We start from the raw sequence: 16,026 nt of genomic DNA, 5'->3' as shown, positions 1-16,026 counted from the left end.
CGTACGTGAGGGACGCGGCCGGGCATCGGGAAGGGGCAGCCGGTTTTGACCACGCACGCACCGCGGGCGGCACAGGCACCGCAGTCGGTGAAGCTGCCCGCCACGCTCGATGAGGCAGTGGCGGCGCTCGCCGCCATGCCCGCCGCCGTGCCCGTCGCCGGCGGCACCGACCTGATGGCCTCGGTCAACTCCGGGCAGCTCCGCCCCGCCGCCCTCGTCGGCCTGGGGCGCATCAGCGAGATCCGCGGCTGGCAGTACCAGGACGGCCACGCGCTCCTCGGCGCCGGGCTCACCCACGCCCGCATGGGCCGTCCCGACTTCGCCGCCCTGATCCCCGCCCTCGCCGCCGCCGCGCGCGCCGCGGGGCCGCCCCAGATCCGCAACGCGGGCACCCTCGGCGGCAACATCGCCTCGGCCGCGCCCACGGGCGACGCGCTGCCCGTGCTGGCCGCGCTCGAAGCCGTCCTGATCATCGCGGGGCCCGGCGGCGACCGCCGTGAGATCCCCGTGTCGCACCTGCTCGCGGGCGTGGAGATGCTCCGCCCCGGCGAGCTCATCGGCTTCGTGCGCGTGCCGCTGCTGCACGCCCCCCAGGTCTTCCTCAAGGCGACCGGACGCACCGGACCCGGCCGCGCGACGGCCTCCGTGGCGCTGGTCCTCGACCCGGCGCGGCGCGGCGTGCGGTGCGCGGTGGGCGCCATCGCGCCGATGCCGCTGCGGCCCCTGGAGGCCGAGGAGTGGGTCGCCTCCCTGATCGACTGGGACGGCGGGCGCGGCAGCCTCGTGCCCGAGGCGGTCACCGCCTTCGGTGAGTACGTGGCATCCGCCTGTATCCCGGACCAGCCACCGGCGGCCGACGGCACCGAACAGCCGCTGTCGCCCGCCGTACTGCACCTGCGGCGCACCGTCGCCGCGCTGGCCCGACGAGCACTGGGGAGGGCACTGTCGTGAGCGACGACCGGAGCACCGAGGGCGGCGGCTGGCAGCCGCATCCGCAGGGCGAGTACGACTCGGACGCCACGGCGTTCGTACAGCTCCCCGAGGGAATGCTGGACGTGCCGCTCGCCGCGCCCGGGCACGGCTATGTACCCCCGCCGATAACGGTCACCCCCGCCACCGCGGACGCCACCGACCCGGCGGCCACGGGCACGTGGGTCATGCCGCCCGAGGTCACGGGAGCGGCCGGTGCGGTGCGCTGGCCGGAGGCGGGCACGGCCCAGGAGCCCGAACCGCTCCACCCGGAGCACCACGGCTACGACCCCCGGGCCACCGGCCAGTGGAGCTTCACCGAGCAGGAAGCGGCCGAACAGCAGCCGTACGGACAGGACTACGGGCACCACCAGGGTCACCACCAGGGCCACGAGGGCCACCAGGGCTACGCCCAGGGTTACGAGCAGCAGCAGTACGGGCAGGTCGGCACCGGACACAACGGCACCGGACACGACGGCACCGGACACGACGTCACGGGGCAGTGGTCGATCCCCGTCGCGGGCGGTGACCTGCCGGACGAGTCCGGGGAGTACTCCGCATCGGCGCTGACGGCGGACGAAGCCGCCCCGGCGGCGACGCGGTTCAACGCCTGGACGGGCGGCGGCACGCCTCCCGCGACCCTGCCGGGCGGCGCGCCCGCGCCGTGGGCGACGGGCGCGGGGGCCGGTGCGCCGTGGGGCGCTCAGGCACAGGCGCAGGCACAGACGCAGGACGCCGGCCAGCAGCTTCAGGAGGCCCCGGAACAGGCGGCTCCGGCGGGCGCGGGACACCCGGACGGTGAGAACCCGTTCGAGCGGACGACGCTGCTGCGGGCGATCAGCGTGCCCGAGGTCGACCGGCCGGCCTCCGACCGGGACTCCGGTCAGCCCGTCCGGGCGCCGGGGCACCCGGAGGCGGCCGAACCGGGCGCCGACGCCATGGCGCCCTTCGACGCGCGCCCTGAGCCGGACGCGACCGCCGAGCCCGCCGAGCCCTTCGAGGACATCGACCCGGACGAGCCCGTCGAGCCCGTCGAGCAGTTCGAGCAGGTCGAGCCGGCAGGCCCCGAGGAGCCGACCGACTCCACGGAGACCGACCGGACGGAACAGGCCGAGCGGTCCGAGCACGCCGAGCGGGCCGCGGGCGTACAGGGCGACTCCGCCGAGCCGGAGGCCGCCGCCCCGGCTCCTGCTCCGGCCCCCGCCCCGGAGCAGGAGCAGGAGCGGGACGAAGCCGCCGACGACGCGGGCCCCGAGGCCGCCGCGGGCCCCGAGGCCGCCGCGGGCCCCGAAGAGGCGGGCGAGGCGGGCGATGCGGACGAATCCGCCGAGCCCCCGGCCGCCCCCCTCCACGACGACCACCCCCTCCTCTCCTACGTCCTGCGCGTGAACGGCACCGACCGTCCCGTCACCGACGCCTGGATCGGCGAGTCCCTGCTCTACGTCCTGAGGGAGCGGCTCGGCCTCGCGGGCGCCAAGGACGGCTGCTCGCAGGGCGAGTGCGGCGCGTGCAACGTCCAGGTCGACGGGCGGCTCGTCGCCTCCTGCCTGGTACCCGCCGCGACCACCGCGGGCAGCGAGGTCCGTACCGTCGAGGGCCTGGCCGTCGACGGGCAGCCCTCCGACGTGCAGCGCGCCCTCGGGGCCTGCGGCGCGGTCCAGTGCGGCTTCTGCGTACCGGGCATGGCCATGACCGTGCACGACCTCCTTGAGGGCAACCCCGCCCCCACCGACCTGGAGACCCGCCGCGCCCTCTGCGGCAACCTCTGCCGCTGCTCGGGCTACCGCGGTGTGCTCGACGCCGTGCGCGAGGTCGTCGCCGAGCGCCGGGCCTCCGCCGCTGCCGAGCAGGCCCCGGCGCCCGATGAGCACACCGCGGAGGCCCGCATCCCGCACCAGGCGGGACCCGGTGCGGGCGGCATCCACCACCAGCACGAGGGCTCGTACGAGAGCGGGTACGACGCGACGTACGGCGGCGCCCCCGGCGGCCCCTACGAGGCGCCCCACCCGTACGAAGGACCCGAAGGACCCGAAGGACCACAGGGGCCGTACGGCCGGGACGGAGGCCGGGCGTGAGCGGCGAGACCATCACCACGGCCGACCCCGCCGACGGGCGGGACGCCGAGCCGACGCAGGGCATCGGCGCGTCCCTGGCGTCGGCGGAGAGCCGCGCCAAGACGGAGGGCACCTTCCCCTACGCCGCCGACCTGTGGGCCGAGGGCCTGCTGTGGGCGGCGGTCCTGCGCTCCCCGCACGCGCACGCGCGCATCGTCTCCATCGACACCAGCCACGCCCTGGAGATGCCGGGCGTGCACTCCGTCATCACGCACGAGGACGTGCCGGGCGAGGCGCTGCACGGCCGCAGGACGGCGGACCGGCCGGTCTTCGCCTCCGACGTCGTGCGCCACCACGGCGAGGCCATCGCCGCGGTCGCCGCCGACCACCCCGACACCGCGCGGATGGCCGCCGCCGCCGTCATCGTCGAGTACGAGGTGCTCGAACCGGTCACGGACCCGGAGAAGGCGTTCGAGGCCGAGCCGCTGCACCCCGACGGCAACCTGATCCGGCACATCCCGCTGCGCCACGGCGACCCGGAGGCCGCGGGCGAAGTCGTCGTCGAGGGGCTGTACCGCATCGGCCGCCAGGACCCGGCGCCGATCGGCGCCGAGGCGGGCCTCGCGGTGCCGCGTCCGGACGGGGGAGTGGAGCTCTACATCGCCTCCACCGACCCGCACGCCGACCGCGACCGCGCCGCGGCCTGCTACGGTATTCCGCCCGAGCGCGTGAAGGTCGTCGTCACCGGCGTGCCCGGCGCGACCGCCGACCGCGAGGACGCGAGCTTCCAGCTTCCCCTCGGACTGCTCGCGCTGCGCACGGGCTGCCCCGTCAAGCTGACGGCGACCCGCGAGGAGTCCTTCCTCGGCCACGCCCACCGCCACCCCACGCTCCTGCGCTACCGCCACCACGCGGACGCCGAGGGCCGCCTCGTCAAGGTCGAGGCGCAGATCCTGCTCGACGCCGGGGCCTACGCGGACACCTCGTCGGACGCCCTCGCCGCGGCCGTCTCGTTCGCCTGCGGCCCCTACGTGGTGCCGAACGCCTTCATCGAGGGCTGGGCCGTCCGTACGAACAACCCGCCCTCCGGGCACGTCCGTGGCGAGGGCGCCATGCAGGTGTGCGCCGCGTACGAGGCCCAGATGGACAAGATCGCCAAGAAGCTGGGGGCCGACCCGGCCGAGCTGCGGTTGCGCAACGCCATGGCGACCGGCGACATCCTGCCCACCGGACAGACGGTGACCTGCCCCGCCCCGGTCGCCGAACTCCTCGGCGCGGTCCGGGACTTCCCGCTGCCCGACCTGCCCAAGGACAGCCCCGAGAACGAATGGCTGCTGCCCGGCGGCCCCGAGGGCGCGGGCGAACCGGCCGCCGTCCGGCGGGGCGTCGGCTACGGCCTCGGCATGGTCCAGCTCCTCGGCGCCGAGGGCACGGACGAGGTCTCCACCGCCACGGTGAAGGTCCACGACGGCGCGGCGACCGTGATCTGCGCGGCCGTCGAGACCGGCCAGGGCTTCACCACGCTCGCCCGGCAGATCGTCCAGGAGACGCTCGGCATCGACGACGTCCGCGTCGCCCCCGTGGACACCGACCAGCCGCCCGCGGGCCCGAGCTGCCGCGGCCGTCACACGTGGGTGTCGGGCGGTGCGGTGGAGCGCGCGGCGAAGATGGTCCGCACCCAGCTCCTCCAGCCGCTGGCCCACAAGTTCGGGATGTCCACCGAGCTGCTCCAGATCACCGACGGCAAGATCACCTCGTACGACGGCGTGCTGTCCACGACGGTCACGGAGGCCCTTGAGGGCAAGGAGCTCTGGGCCACCGCCCAGTGCCGCCCGCATCCGACCGAGCCGCTCGACGAGTCCGGGCAGGGCGACGCCTTCGTCGGCATGGCGTTCTGCGCGATCCGCGCGGTCGTGGACGTCGACGTCGAGATGGGGACCGTACGGGTGGTGGAGCTCGCCGTCGCCCAGGACGTCGGCCGCATCCTCAACCCCACCCAGCTCAGGACCCGCATCGAGGCGGGCGTCACGCAGGGCGTGGGCGCGGCGCTCACGGAGAACCTCCGCACCCCGCGGGGCATCGTCCGCCACCCCGATCTGACCGGTTACGCCCTGCCCACCGCCCTGGACACGCCTGACATCCGCATCGTGAAACTGGTGGAGGAGCGGGACGTCGTCGCCCCCTTCGGCGCGAAGGCGGCGAGCGCGGTCCCGGTCGTGACGTCCCCGGCCGCGATCGCCTCGGCGGTCCGCGCCGCGACGGGCCGCCCGGTCAACCGCCTCCCGATCCGCCCGCAGGCGGCCGTCGCCCAATAAGCAGGGGCCCGGCGCGGGCGGCCGGTGGCACCATGGGCCACATGACCACCTCGGACCCCGCCTTCGCCTCGGACCCCGTCTCCGCCTCCGCGCCCGTGCCCGCCCTCTCCGGTGTCGTCGTCGTCACCGGGATCATGGCCTCCGGCAAGTCCACGGTGGCGCAGGCACTCGCCGAGCGCCTGCCGAAGGCCGCGCATGTGCGGGGTGACGTCTACCGGCGGATGATCGTCTCCGGCGGCCTGGACTACGAGCCGGGTGCGGGCGCCGAGGCCGAGGCCCAACTGCGCCTGCGGTACGGCCTCTCGGCGTCGACGGCCGACGCGTACGCGGACGCCGGTTTCACGGCCGTCGTCCAGGACGTCATCCTGGGCGAGGAGTTGGCGACGTACGCGAAGCTGATCCGCACCCGCCCCCTGTACGTCGTCGTGCTCGCCCCGCGCCCCGACGTGGTCGCCGCCCGCGAGGCGGGCCGCGGCAAGACCGGCTACGGCGCGTGGACGGTGGAGGACCTCGACACCGGCATGCGCGAGACCACGCCCCGGATCGGGCTGTGGCTGGACAGCTCGGAGATGTCGGTCCAGGAGACGGTCGACGCGATCCTCGCGCAGCGGGAGGCGGCGCGGGTGGCGTGACCCTGGCGCCGGTGCGTGCGGGCTCAGCCGTCGTCGGCTCAGGTGCGCCGGCCGGCGGTACTCGTCAGGACCGGGGTCACGGCCAGCAGGCCGACGTCCTCGGGGTGGACGAGGGTCGGGAGGAGAACCTCGGGCGCGGGGAGCCGGCCGGCGCGGTCGGCCACGAGGGGCAGGGCGGCCCGCCAGTGCATCATGGGCGGCTCTTCCCGTCGGCCGGGCGTCGTCGCGACGGCCGGGCGGCGCGGGGCGGCGGCCGGGCTCGCGGGAGCCGGCGCGGCCGCTGGGACCGGACGGGGCGGTGGGACCGGCGGGGGCGGTGGCGGCTCGGGAGCCGCCTCGTCGAGGATCTGCTCCCACTCGATGCTCGGATAGCCGAAGACACGGCACGCCCACGTCCGTCCGCCGCCCGCCTCGCGGCACACGAGATCGGCGCGGATCTCCAGGATTCCGCGGTGTCCGTCCGGCGCCGGGAGGCGCAGGCGCCTCATCGCGGTGGGGCCGGTGTGCGGCCAGAGCAGGGTGCCGTCGTCGGCGCCCCCGATGATGGGGGCGGGCCGGTGGTTCAGATGGACGGTGACCTTGGCCTCGTCGAGGTCGGAACCGGCGGTCTGCTGGATGACGGCGACGACCTCGGCGGCGGCGTCACCACCCCCGTGGGCGTCGGACTCCACCAGGATGAACCGCGGGCAGTCGGCCCTGTCCCGCTCGTCCCTGGCCCGCGCCGTCTGCTCGCGCAACTGTTCCATCTGGGCCATGGCCGACAGCCTCGACACCCGGACCTGCCACCACGCGACGGCCACGGCGCCTCCGGCGACGGCGGAGTTCGCCGCCGTGATGTAGTCCCCAGCCTCCACCCGGTACCTCTCGCCCGTGCTCGCTCGCGTTCCCCGACGCCATTGTGGCGTCGGGAGGGCGCGGGGGCGGAGGTAACCGGCGAGATGACGCACGGAAGTTGGACCCGGCGGCGCGGCCCGCCGCGAAACGGGGTGCTGGGCCATCGCACTGTCGCTCTGTCAGAGGCCGTGGCGGGAATCGAACCCGCGTTACTGGATTTGCAGTCCAGCCCCTCAGCCACTCGGGCACACGGCCAAGTCGTCACCTTGACTCCTCGAACGTAGCGGCGGCCGGGCGGCACGCTCAAGGAATCACCGCGTGCCGCAACGGGACCGCCATACGCCGTTCACGAAGGAAGACCGCGTACGTGGGCGCCAACTAGGCCAATCCTTGACCTAGTTGGCTTCTAACGTGCTGCTTGTCCGAAGGAGCGGTACCAACGGAAGGCGGCCACCATGCCCGACACCACGAACCTCGACCGGCCGACGATCACCGGCGAGCGTGCCGACCTGCTGGAGACGCTGGCCCAGCACCGGACCATGCTGCGCCACACGGCCCGTGACCTCACCGACGAGCAGGCCGGCCTGCGCACCACCGCGAGCGAACTGTGTGTGGGCGGCATCATCAAGCACGTCACCTCGGTCGAGAGGGTGTGGACCGCGTTCATCCAGGAGGGTCTGCCGGCCCTCGGCGCCGTCACCGACATGACCGACGACGACTGGGCCCAGCGGGCGGACGAGTTCCGGATGCAGCCCGGCGAGACGCTCGCGGGCGTACTCGACGCCTACGAGGAGGTCGCCGCCCGCACGGATGACGTGGTGCGCGGCCTGCCCCACCTGGACGTGTCCCACCCCCTCCCGGAGGCCCCCTGGTGGGAGCCCGGCGGGTCGTGGACGGCCCGCAGGACGCTGCTGCACATCATCGGTGAGACCGCGCAGCACGCGGGGCACGCCGACATCATCCGCGAGTCCCTGGACGGCGCCCTCAGCATGGGCTGAGTCACGTACCTCCCGGCGGGTCGAGCTCTGCCCAGATCGTTTTGCAGGGGTTGAGCGGGAGCGGGCCCAGGTCCGTGCCCCAGCGGTCGGCGAGCGCCTCGATCAGGAGCAGGCCCCTGCCGGACTCCGCCTCGGGGGAGGGGCGCCGGGGGTGCAGCGGCGGGCTCCGGTCGGCGCGGGCGTCCGTCACTTCGATACGGAGCGTGTTCTTCTCGCCGAGGGTCAGCGCCAGACGGAAGCTTCTGCCGGGTACGTGGCCGTGCAGCGCGGCGTTGTTCGCCAGCTCGGCGACGATGAGCTCGGCGTCTTCGCTCGTCCGTTCCCAACTGCGCAGTTGTTCCCTCGCGAGGAGCCGGGCCAGCCTCGCGCCTCGTCGCGTCGCGGAGAGGAGGACCGTGAACTGGCGTGCGGGGACCAGGGTTTGAGCCCGGGTGGTTTCTTGGTTCACGTCACTCAGAGTGGCCTTCCGTGCGTACGGTGGACAGCGGTGCGGGGTGCGCGTACCGCGTTTGTCCGGCGCTTGTCCTGACCTGTCCGCGCTGTATCGGTAGCGGTTCGGGTACGTGAGCGCGTTGGAGCGGGACGGGACGGTGGAGGTGGCGCGTGGAGGGCAACGACGGCGTGGACGAGCCCGGGTGGGACGTCGACCCCGAGGACGAGATCAGCTCGGCCGTGGAGATGGTCGGCCAGCAGCTCAGACTGCGGAGGGAGGTGGCGGGCCTCCGCGTCGCGGAGTTCGCGGAGCTGATCGGCTACGGGGAGGACCTGGTCCGGAAGATCGAGCGGGGGGCGCGGATTCCTCGGCCGGAGTATCTGGACAAGGTGGATGAGGTGGTGGGGGCGGGGGGTTTCGTCTCGGCGCTGAAGAAGCCTATGCGGGAGGCGCGGTACCCGAAGCGGGCCCGTGACTTGGCGAAGTTGGAGGCGCAGGCGGTTGAGATCGGCCTGTACAACAACCACAACATCCACGGACTGCTCCAGACGGAGGAGCACATGCGGGCTCTGTTTGAGATGCGGCAGCCGTCGTACTCACAGGACCAAGTGGAGCGTGACGTGGCTGCACGCATGGCGCGGCATGTGGTCTTCGACCGCACACCCGCACCAGCCCTCAGTTTCGTCCAGGAAGAGGCGACGTTGCGACGCACCATCGGAGGGACAATGGTGCTGCGGCGACAACTCGAACATCTGGTGGAGATGGCGCAGTTGCGGAACGTCACCTTTCAGGTGATGCCTCTTGACTGCGAGAGCCATGCCGGAATGGGAGGGCTGATTGAGGTGCTGAAGTTCCAAGACGGCACGGCGGTTGGGCGTTCTGAAGGGGCGTTCCATAGCCGCCCTGTCTCTGACCCGAAACAGCTAAGGATCTTGGAGTTGCGCTATGGGATGATCCGGGCTCAGGCTCTCACGCCTCGGGAGTCACTGGCTTTCATCGAGCGAGTGTTGGGAGAGACATGATCGGCAAGGCCCCGGCCGGTGACAACACCGAGCTGAAATGGTTCAAGAGCAGCTATAGCAGCAGCAACGAGTCGGGCGATTGCTTGGAGATTGCCCTGGATTGGCAGAAGAGCAGCTACAGCAGCAGCAGTAACGGCGAGGACTGCCTAGAGGTCGCCCAAGGGTGGCAGAAGAGCACCTACAGCAGCAGCAGTGATCCCAGCGACTGCGTCGAGGTCGCTCAAGGCTGGCAAAAGAGCAGCCACAGCAGCAGCGGCGACGGCAATGACTGCCTAGAGGTCGCCCACGGCTGGCAAAAGAGTAGCCACAGCGACAGCAACGAGTCAGGTGACTGCGTCGAGGTCGCCCAAGGCTGGCAGAAGAGCACCCACAGCGACAGCAGCAACGGCGAGGACTGCGTAGAGATAGCCGCCACCCCCCGCACCATCCACGTCCGTGACTCCAAGGCCGCCGAGGGGCCCTGCGTCACCCTCACGCCCACCGCCTGGTCCGACTTCCTCACGTACGCCTCTCGCGACTGAGGGACCGGGTTTGGCCTAGGACCAAAGGACCCCCGAGGGCCCGCCCCCCGACAGGGGTGAACAACTCGGACGCCACTTACCCTGGCGGTCATGACCGACACTGCCCCCGACACCGGCGTCACCGCCGAACCCGAGGCCCCGCCGAGCCAAGAGAACACCGGCATCCTGCGCAAGCCCTACCGTGCCCTCAGCATCGGCATCGTCTCCGTGGTTCTCCTCATCGCCTTCGAGGCGACCGCCGTGGGGACCGCGATGCCGATTGCCGCCCGGGAGCTGGACGGCGTCTCGCTGTACGCCTTCGCGTTCTCCGGGTACTTCACCACCAGCCTCTTCGGCATGGTGTTCAGCGGGCAGTGGGCCGACCGGAGCGGGCCGCTGGGGCCGCTCGCGGCGGGGATCTCGATGTTCGGGGCGGGGCTGCTGCTGAGCGGGACCGCCGGGACGATGTGGCTGTTCATCGCGGGCCGCGCCGTGCAGGGGCTCGGCGGCGGGCTCGTCATCGTCGCGCTGTACGTGGTCGTCAGCCGCGCCTACCCCGAACACCTGCGGCCCTCGATCATGGCGGCGTTCGCGGCGAGCTGGGTCGTGCCGTCCGTGGTCGGCCCGCTCATCGCGGGGACCGTCACCGAACACCTCGGGTGGCGCTGGGTCTTCGTCGGCATCCCCGTCCTCGTCGTCGTGCCGCTCGCCCTCGCGCTGCCCGCGATCCGGCGGACCGCCGCCGGGCCGGTCGACCCGTCGGCGCCCGTCGCCCCCTTCGACCGCAAGCGGATCCGCCTGGCACTCGGGATCTCGCTGGGCGCGGCCCTCCTCCAGTACGCCGCCCAGGACCTGCACTGGTTCTCGGTGCTGCCCGCCGTCCTCGGGGCGGTCGTCCTCGTGCCCGCCGTGCTGGGACTGCTGCCCCGCGGCACCTACCGGGCCGCCCGCGGGCTGCCCTCCGTGGTGCTGCTGCGCGGCGTCGCCGCCGGGTCCTTCATCGCCGCCGAGTCCTTCGTGCCGCTGATGCTCGTCACGCAGCGGGGGCTCAGCCCGACCATGGCCGGACTCTCGCTGGCGGTGGGCGGGGCGACGTGGGCGCTCGGATCGTACGTACAGTCGCGGCCCCGCATGGAGCCGCACCGCGCGCGGCTCATGGTCGCCGGCATGCTCCTGGTGGCCGCCTCGATCCTCGCCGCGCCGACCGTCCTCATCGAGGGCGTGCCGGTGGGGGTCGTCGCCGTCGCGTGGGCGTTCGGCTGCTTCGGCATGGGCATGGTCATCGCCTCCACGAGCGTGCTGCTGCTCAAGCTCTCGCCCCCGAAGGACGCGGGCGCGAACTCGGCGGCCCTCCAGATCTCCGACGGCCTCTCCAACGTCCTGCTGCTGGCCGCGGGCGGCGCCGCGTTCGCCGCGCTCGGCGGTGGCACGGTCGGCGCGGGCCACGGGGCGGACGGCGTCGCGGGCTCCCACCCGGGCGCGTTCGTGGCGGTCTTCCTGCCGATGGCGGCGGTCGCGCTGGTGGGCGCGTGGGTGGGTACGCGGCTGCGGGAGCGGACTCCGCGGACACCCTGACACCCTGGCACCGCGGACCCCGCGGACACCCTGAGAGACCTGGCGTGACGCTCCGGCGCGGCAGCCGGGCCGGGCGATGTGACCCCCGTCGCACCCTGGCCGGAGGCCGCCGTCGGAGCGGCGGTGCGTCAACTCCGCACCGGTAGGGTGGCCCGGTTGTCGTACGTACCCGAGCAGTCAAACGCGGAGACCGTGACTACCACCAGCGCCGCCGCCAACTCCTCCCACCACCTCTCGCCCGCCTTCCCCGGCCGCGCCCCCTGGGGCACCGCCAACAAGCTGCGTGCCTGGCAGCAGGGCGCGATGGAGCGGTACCTCCAGGAGCAGCCGCGAGACTTCCTCGCCGTCGCCACCCCCGGCGCCGGCAAGACGACGTTCGCGCTCACCCTCGCGTCCTGGCTGCTGCACCACCACGTCGTGCAGCAGGTCACCGTGGTCGCGCCCACCGAGCACCTGAAGAAGCAGTGGGCGGAGGCCGCCGCCCGCATCGGCATCAAACTGGACCCGGAGTACAGCGCGGGCCCGCTCAGCAAGGAGTACCACGGGGTCGCCGTCACGTACGCCGGTGTGGGCGTGCGCCCGATGCTGCACCGCAACCGCTCCGAGCAGCGCAAGACGCTCGTCATCCTCGACGAGATCCACCACGCGGGCGACAGCAAGTCCTGGGGCGAGGCCTGCCTCGAAGCGTTCGAGCCGGCGACGCGGCGGCTCGCGCTGACCGGTACGCCGTTCCGGTCCGACACCAACCCGATCCCCTTCGTCACGTACGAGGAGGGGAACGACGGCATCCGGCGCTCCTCCGCCGACTACACCTACGGCTACGGCAGCGCCCTCGGCGACGGCGTCGTGCGGCCCGTCATCTTCCTCTCGTACTCCGGCAACATGCGCTGGCGCACCAAGGCCGGTGACGAGATCGCCGCGCGGCTCGGCGAGCCGATGACCAAGGACGCCGTCAGCCAGGCCTGGCGCACCGCCCTCGACCCCCGCGGCGACTGGATGCCGAACGTCCTCAAGGCCGCCGACAAGCGGCTCACCGAGGTCAGGAAGGCCATCCCCGACGCCGGTGGCCTCGTCATCGCCTCCGACCAGGACTCCGCGCGCGCCTACGCCAAGCTGATCCGGGAGATCACCGGGGCGAAGGCGACCGTCGTCCTGTCCGACGACACGGGCGCCTCAAGCCGCATCGACGACTTCAGCGCGAGCAACGACCGGTGGATGGTCGCGGTCCGCATGGTCTCCGAGGGCGTCGACGTGCCGCGCCTCGCGGTCGGCGTGTACGCCACCACCATCTCCACGCCGCTCTTCTTCGCGCAGGCCGTCGGCCGTTTCGTACGGTCCAGGCGGCGCGGCGAGACCGCCTCCGTCTTCCTGCCGACCGTCCCCGACCTCCTCACCTTCGCCAACGAGATGGAGGTCGAGCGCGACCACGCCCTCGACAAGCCGAAGAAGGAGGGGGAGGAGGACCCCTACGCCGAGTCCGAGAAGGAGATGGACGAGGCGAACAAGGAGCAGGACGAGGACACCGGCGAGCAGGAGCAGTTCTCCTTCGAGGCCCTTGAGTCCGAGGCCGTCTTCGACCGCGTGCTCTTCGACGGCGCGGAGTTCGGCATGCAGGCGCACCCGGGCAGCGAGGAGGAGCAGGACTACCTCGGCATCCCCGGGCTCCTCGAACCCGACCAGGTGCAGATGCTGCTCCAGAAGCGGCAGGCCCGGCAGATCGCGCACAGCAGGAAGAAGCCGGACGAGGAGGCCGACCTCCTCGAAATGCCCGCCGAGCGGCGCCCGGTGGTCTCCCACAAGGAACTCCTCGGGCTGCGGAAGCAGCTCAACACGATGGTCGGCGCGTACGTACACCAGAGCGGCAAGCCGCACGGCGTGATCCATACGGAGCTGCGGCGCACCTGCGGCGGGCCGCCGAGCGCCGAGGCCACGGCCGGGCAGCTCCGGCAGCGCATCGAGAAGGTACAGGAGTGGGCTACGCGCATGAAGTGAAGCTTGGGAAAGCTGTGCGTGAAGTGGGGCGTGGTGTTTTTGTTGTGCCCCCCGCGTAACGGGGCAATGGGGGGCGCTAGGGGCGTCTCCATGCCCGGATTCTGGACGGAGTCTTCCGCTGAGCGGGACGGCCTCGCTAATGTCCCGAGCTACGCACACGCCCCGTGGCAGCGCCGCCGCGGAGCGCAGCCGGTGTTCCGACCGGCGGCCTCTGACGCGCGTCGCCCACGGGACCGGCGGCGCAACCGCCGCGTAAGGAGGTCGCCGTCCTCACTTAAGGAGTGGGCGTCGTGACCGCGGAGACTTCCCAGACGCTCGACAGAGGACTGCGTGTCCTCAAGCTGCTGGCCGACACCGACCATGGACTCACGGTCACCGAGCTTTCCAACAAGCTCGGCGTGAACCGCACCGTGGTGTACCGCCTGCTCGCCACGCTCGAACAGCACGCCCTGGTCCGCCGTGACCTGGGCGGCCGTGCCCGCGTCGGGCTCGGCGTGCTGAGGCTCGGCCGCCAGGTGCATCCGCTGGTGCGCGAGGCCGCGCTGCCGGCGCTGCGCTCGCTCGCGGAGGACATAGGGGCGACGGCTCACCTGACCCTCGTGGACGGTTCGGAGGCCCTCGCGGTCGCCGTGGTCGAGCCGACGTGGACGGACTACCACGTCGCCTACCGCACGGGGTTCCGTCACCCGCTGGACCGCGGCGCCGCCGGACGCGCCATCCTCGCCGCCCGGCAGAACCTGGTCACCGACCCGGGGTACGCGCTCACCCACGGCGAACTGGAGGCCGGCGCGAGCGGGGCCGCGGCGCCGCTGGTCGGCGTGACGGGGATAGAGGGCAGCGTGGGCGTGGTGATGCTGGCGGACTCCGTGCCGGAGCGGGTGGGGCCGCGGGTGGTGGACGCGGCGCGGGAGGTCGCCGACGCGCTGCGCTGACCGCGCGGTTTGAGCGGCCTCCGTCGCCGGCTGCGCCTGGCTCGTCCTCAAACGCCGGACGGGCTTGATCTTCGCCGGCTGCGCCTGGCTCGTCCTCAATCGCCGGACGGGCTCAATCTTCGTCGGACGGGCTCGATCGTCGGGGGTGTGGGGGGGCGCGTTAGATTGATCCCGTGCTGTTCTCCCTCTCTCGTCTCACGCGTCCCCAGGTTCTCGCCGTGTGCGCGCTGCCCGTGGTGGCTCTGCTCGCTGTCGCGGGGCTTGCGCCGTTGCCGTTCGCCGTGGCCCAGCCCGGGGGGACCACGAACGTCCTGGGCAAGCACGAGGGGAAGCCGGTGCTCACCATCACCGGGGTGCCCACCCGTGAGACCGAGGGCGCGCTGCGCATGACGACGATCGTGGCCACGGGGCCGCAGATGGACGTGCGGCTCGGCGACGTGATCGACGGATGGTTCCGCACGGACCGCGCGGTGATGCCGAAGGACTCGGTCTACCCGACCGGGGACAACGTGAAGGAAGTCGAGAAGCACAACCTCGGCGACATGAAGAAGTCGCAGGACGACGCCACGGAGGCGGCGCTCGCCTACCTCAAGGCGAACGGCGTGGACAACACCGGCAAGGCGAAGGTCGAGGCCGACCTCGGCAAGATCGGCGGCCCCAGCGCGGGCCTGTTCCTCTCGCTCGGCATCATCGACAAGCTGGACGGCGACGGCAGCGGCAGCGACCTGACGGGCGGCCGCACCATCGCGGGCACCGGCACGATCACCGCCTCCGGCAAGGTGGGCGCGGTCGGCGGCGTGGCGCTGAAGACCCAGGCGGCCCACCGCGACGGGGCCACGGTCTTCCTGGTCCCGAAGGACGAGTGCGCGGACGCCGAGGCGGAGAAGCCGAAGGGCCTGCGCCTGATCCCGATCACCACGCTGAAGGGGACGGTCGACGCACTGCGAGCCCTGAAGAACGACGGCGACGTCCCGAGCTGCTGACCAGCCGCAGCCCCAGTTCGACCATGGCCCAGCCCAGCCGCGTACGGAGCCGGGGGCGCCGCGTCCGTAAGGGCGCCGCTCGTCGCAGCTCGGCGGAGCGGGCGTGGTGCAGGAGCAGGTGTATGTCGGGGTGCATGGCTGGGTCCTCTCACTCGGTGGAACGGGTCGGGAAGACGTGGGTGTGCAGCCGGACCCGGGCGGAGTCCGGGGTGTCCGGGTCCACCGCCAGCGGGCGGTAGCTCTCGATGAGCGCACTCAGCTTCTGGTTCAGCTCGGCGGTGAGCTCCGGCGTCAGCCGCAGGCTGTAGTCGCTCATGTCCGCGCTCTCGGTCCACTCCTTCGGCCATTCGCGCATCGTGCCGAGCCAGGTGGACAGCTCCTGGGCGTGCAGCGTCGCGTTCTCGTGGAGGTAGAAGTCGGCGGCGCCGCGGACGGTGGGGTCCGGGTCGTGGCGCAGCGACTCGTCGAAGTACGTGCCCTGGTGGCTGGAGCGCCACCAGCGTTCGCGTCCCTTGCCGCGCTCGGTGTCGTCCTCGACGAAGCCGTACGCGGCCAGTTGGCGCAGGTGGTAACTGGTGGACCCGCTGGACTCGCCCAGGCGCTCGGCCAGTTGTGACGCGGTCGCGGGGCCGTCGAGCCGCAGGGAGGCGAGCAGCCGCACCCGCAGCGGATGGGCGAGCCCGCGCAGCGTACGGGGGTTGAGCGTGTGGAGCTTCCGGGGCTCGGGCTGTTCCGTCATGACGATGAGCCTAGAGATGCAAAGACTTAGTTGCAACAGGTTCTTTGC

The 16,026-nt window shown here is 72.6% G+C and carries 14 protein-coding genes and 1 tRNA gene; 11 read left to right on the top strand and 4 right to left on the bottom strand.

What is annotated here, in order from left to right; all coding sequences use genetic code 11:
- Positions 1-45 precede the first annotated feature (45 nt).
- The 4 genes from ACRAKF_RS15605 to ACRAKF_RS15590 are packed head-to-tail and all read left to right on the top strand — an operon-like array spanning position 46 to position 5,970.
- On the top strand, positions 46-951 hold the full coding sequence (locus tag ACRAKF_RS15605; protein ID WP_447037757.1) for an FAD binding domain-containing protein: 906 nt from the start codon (positions 46-48) through the stop codon (positions 949-951).
- Positions 948-3,044, top strand: coding sequence for a 2Fe-2S iron-sulfur cluster-binding protein (locus ACRAKF_RS15600; RefSeq protein WP_447037756.1), 2,097 nt, complete (start codon positions 948-950; stop codon positions 3,042-3,044). Before ACRAKF_RS15605 ends, ACRAKF_RS15600 begins: the two co-directional genes overlap by 4 nt.
- The gene (locus tag ACRAKF_RS15595; protein ID WP_447037754.1) at positions 3,041-5,338 is read left to right on the top strand and encodes a xanthine dehydrogenase family protein molybdopterin-binding subunit; all 2,298 of its coding nucleotides are present in this window, start codon (positions 3,041-3,043) and stop codon (positions 5,336-5,338) included. Before ACRAKF_RS15600 ends, ACRAKF_RS15595 begins: the two co-directional genes overlap by 4 nt.
- Positions 5,339-5,379: 41 nt before the next feature.
- On the top strand, positions 5,380-5,970 hold the full coding sequence (locus ACRAKF_RS15590) for an AAA family ATPase (RefSeq protein ID WP_447037753.1): 591 nt from the start codon (positions 5,380-5,382) through the stop codon (positions 5,968-5,970).
- Positions 5,971-6,008: 38 nt separating this feature from the next.
- Here the strand turns inward: ACRAKF_RS15590 and ACRAKF_RS15585 are convergent, their stop codons facing one another.
- Positions 6,009-6,824 (bottom strand): hypothetical protein, encoded by an 816-nt coding sequence (locus ACRAKF_RS15585; protein WP_447037752.1) that lies wholly within the window; start codon positions 6,822-6,824, stop codon positions 6,009-6,011.
- A 163-nt stretch (positions 6,825-6,987) separates the two neighbouring features.
- Positions 6,988-7,059: transfer RNA gene (locus tag ACRAKF_RS15580), tRNA-Cys, on the bottom strand.
- A gap of 200 nt (positions 7,060-7,259) precedes the next feature.
- On the opposite strand from ACRAKF_RS15580, the gene ACRAKF_RS15575 reads away from it, so the two are divergent.
- The gene (locus ACRAKF_RS15575) at positions 7,260-7,802 is read left to right on the top strand and encodes a DinB family protein (RefSeq protein ID WP_447037750.1); all 543 of its coding nucleotides are present in this window, start codon (positions 7,260-7,262) and stop codon (positions 7,800-7,802) included.
- Between the two features lies 1 nt (position 7,803).
- On the opposite strand, the gene ACRAKF_RS15570 is transcribed toward ACRAKF_RS15575, so the two are convergent.
- Entirely contained in the window at positions 7,804-8,250 is a 447-nt protein-coding gene (locus ACRAKF_RS15570) for an ATP-binding protein (RefSeq protein WP_447037749.1), read from the bottom strand.
- 155 nt (positions 8,251-8,405) lie between these two features.
- On the opposite strand from ACRAKF_RS15570, the gene ACRAKF_RS15565 reads away from it, so the two are divergent.
- The 6 genes from ACRAKF_RS15565 to ACRAKF_RS15540 all read left to right on the top strand — a co-directional run bounded on the left by ACRAKF_RS15565 (position 8,406) and on the right by ACRAKF_RS15540 (position 15,239).
- A complete protein-coding gene (locus ACRAKF_RS15565) occupies positions 8,406-9,257 on the top strand; it encodes a helix-turn-helix domain-containing protein (RefSeq protein ID WP_447037747.1) in 852 nt (283 codons plus the stop codon).
- The gene (locus ACRAKF_RS15560; protein ID WP_447037746.1) at positions 9,254-9,778 is read left to right on the top strand and encodes a DUF397 domain-containing protein; all 525 of its coding nucleotides are present in this window, start codon (positions 9,254-9,256) and stop codon (positions 9,776-9,778) included. The genes ACRAKF_RS15565 and ACRAKF_RS15560 overlap by 4 nt, the downstream gene beginning before the upstream one ends.
- Positions 9,779-9,868: 90 nt before the next feature.
- A complete protein-coding gene (locus tag ACRAKF_RS15555) occupies positions 9,869-11,332 on the top strand; it encodes an MFS transporter (protein WP_447037745.1) in 1,464 nt (487 codons plus the stop codon).
- A 192-nt stretch (positions 11,333-11,524) separates the two neighbouring features.
- On the top strand, positions 11,525-13,324 hold the full coding sequence (locus ACRAKF_RS15550; protein ID WP_447037744.1) for a DEAD/DEAH box helicase: 1,800 nt from the start codon (positions 11,525-11,527) through the stop codon (positions 13,322-13,324).
- A gap of 290 nt (positions 13,325-13,614) precedes the next feature.
- On the top strand, positions 13,615-14,256 hold the full coding sequence (locus ACRAKF_RS15545; RefSeq protein ID WP_062776326.1) for an IclR family transcriptional regulator: 642 nt from the start codon (positions 13,615-13,617) through the stop codon (positions 14,254-14,256).
- Between the two features lie 173 nt (positions 14,257-14,429).
- Entirely contained in the window at positions 14,430-15,239 is an 810-nt protein-coding gene (locus tag ACRAKF_RS15540; RefSeq protein WP_447037743.1) for a S16 family serine protease, read from the top strand.
- Between the two features lie 148 nt (positions 15,240-15,387).
- Here ACRAKF_RS15540 and ACRAKF_RS15535 read toward each other — a convergent pair whose 3' ends face one another.
- Positions 15,388-15,978, bottom strand: a complete 591-nt coding sequence (locus ACRAKF_RS15535; RefSeq protein WP_447037742.1) for an ArsR/SmtB family transcription factor — start codon at positions 15,976-15,978, stop codon at positions 15,388-15,390.
- Between the last annotated feature and the right edge of the window lie 48 nt (positions 15,979-16,026).

The organism is Streptomyces sp. DSM 118878 (assembly GCF_052936595.1).
This window is presented reverse-complemented; position numbering and strand designations above follow the sequence as displayed.

Coding starts and splice junctions, on each gene's coding strand:
- ACRAKF_RS15535 (WP_447037742.1), bottom strand. CDS start 15,978: ATGACGGAACAGCCCGAGCCCCGGAAGCTCCACACGCTCAACCCCCGT.
- ACRAKF_RS15555 (WP_447037745.1), top strand. CDS start 9,869: ATGACCGACACTGCCCCCGACACCGGCGTCACCGCCGAACCCGAGGCC.
- ACRAKF_RS15575 (WP_447037750.1), top strand. CDS start 7,260: ATGCCCGACACCACGAACCTCGACCGGCCGACGATCACCGGCGAGCGT.
- ACRAKF_RS15590 (WP_447037753.1), top strand. CDS start 5,380: ATGACCACCTCGGACCCCGCCTTCGCCTCGGACCCCGTCTCCGCCTCC.
- ACRAKF_RS15560 (WP_447037746.1), top strand. CDS start 9,254: ATGATCGGCAAGGCCCCGGCCGGTGACAACACCGAGCTGAAATGGTTC.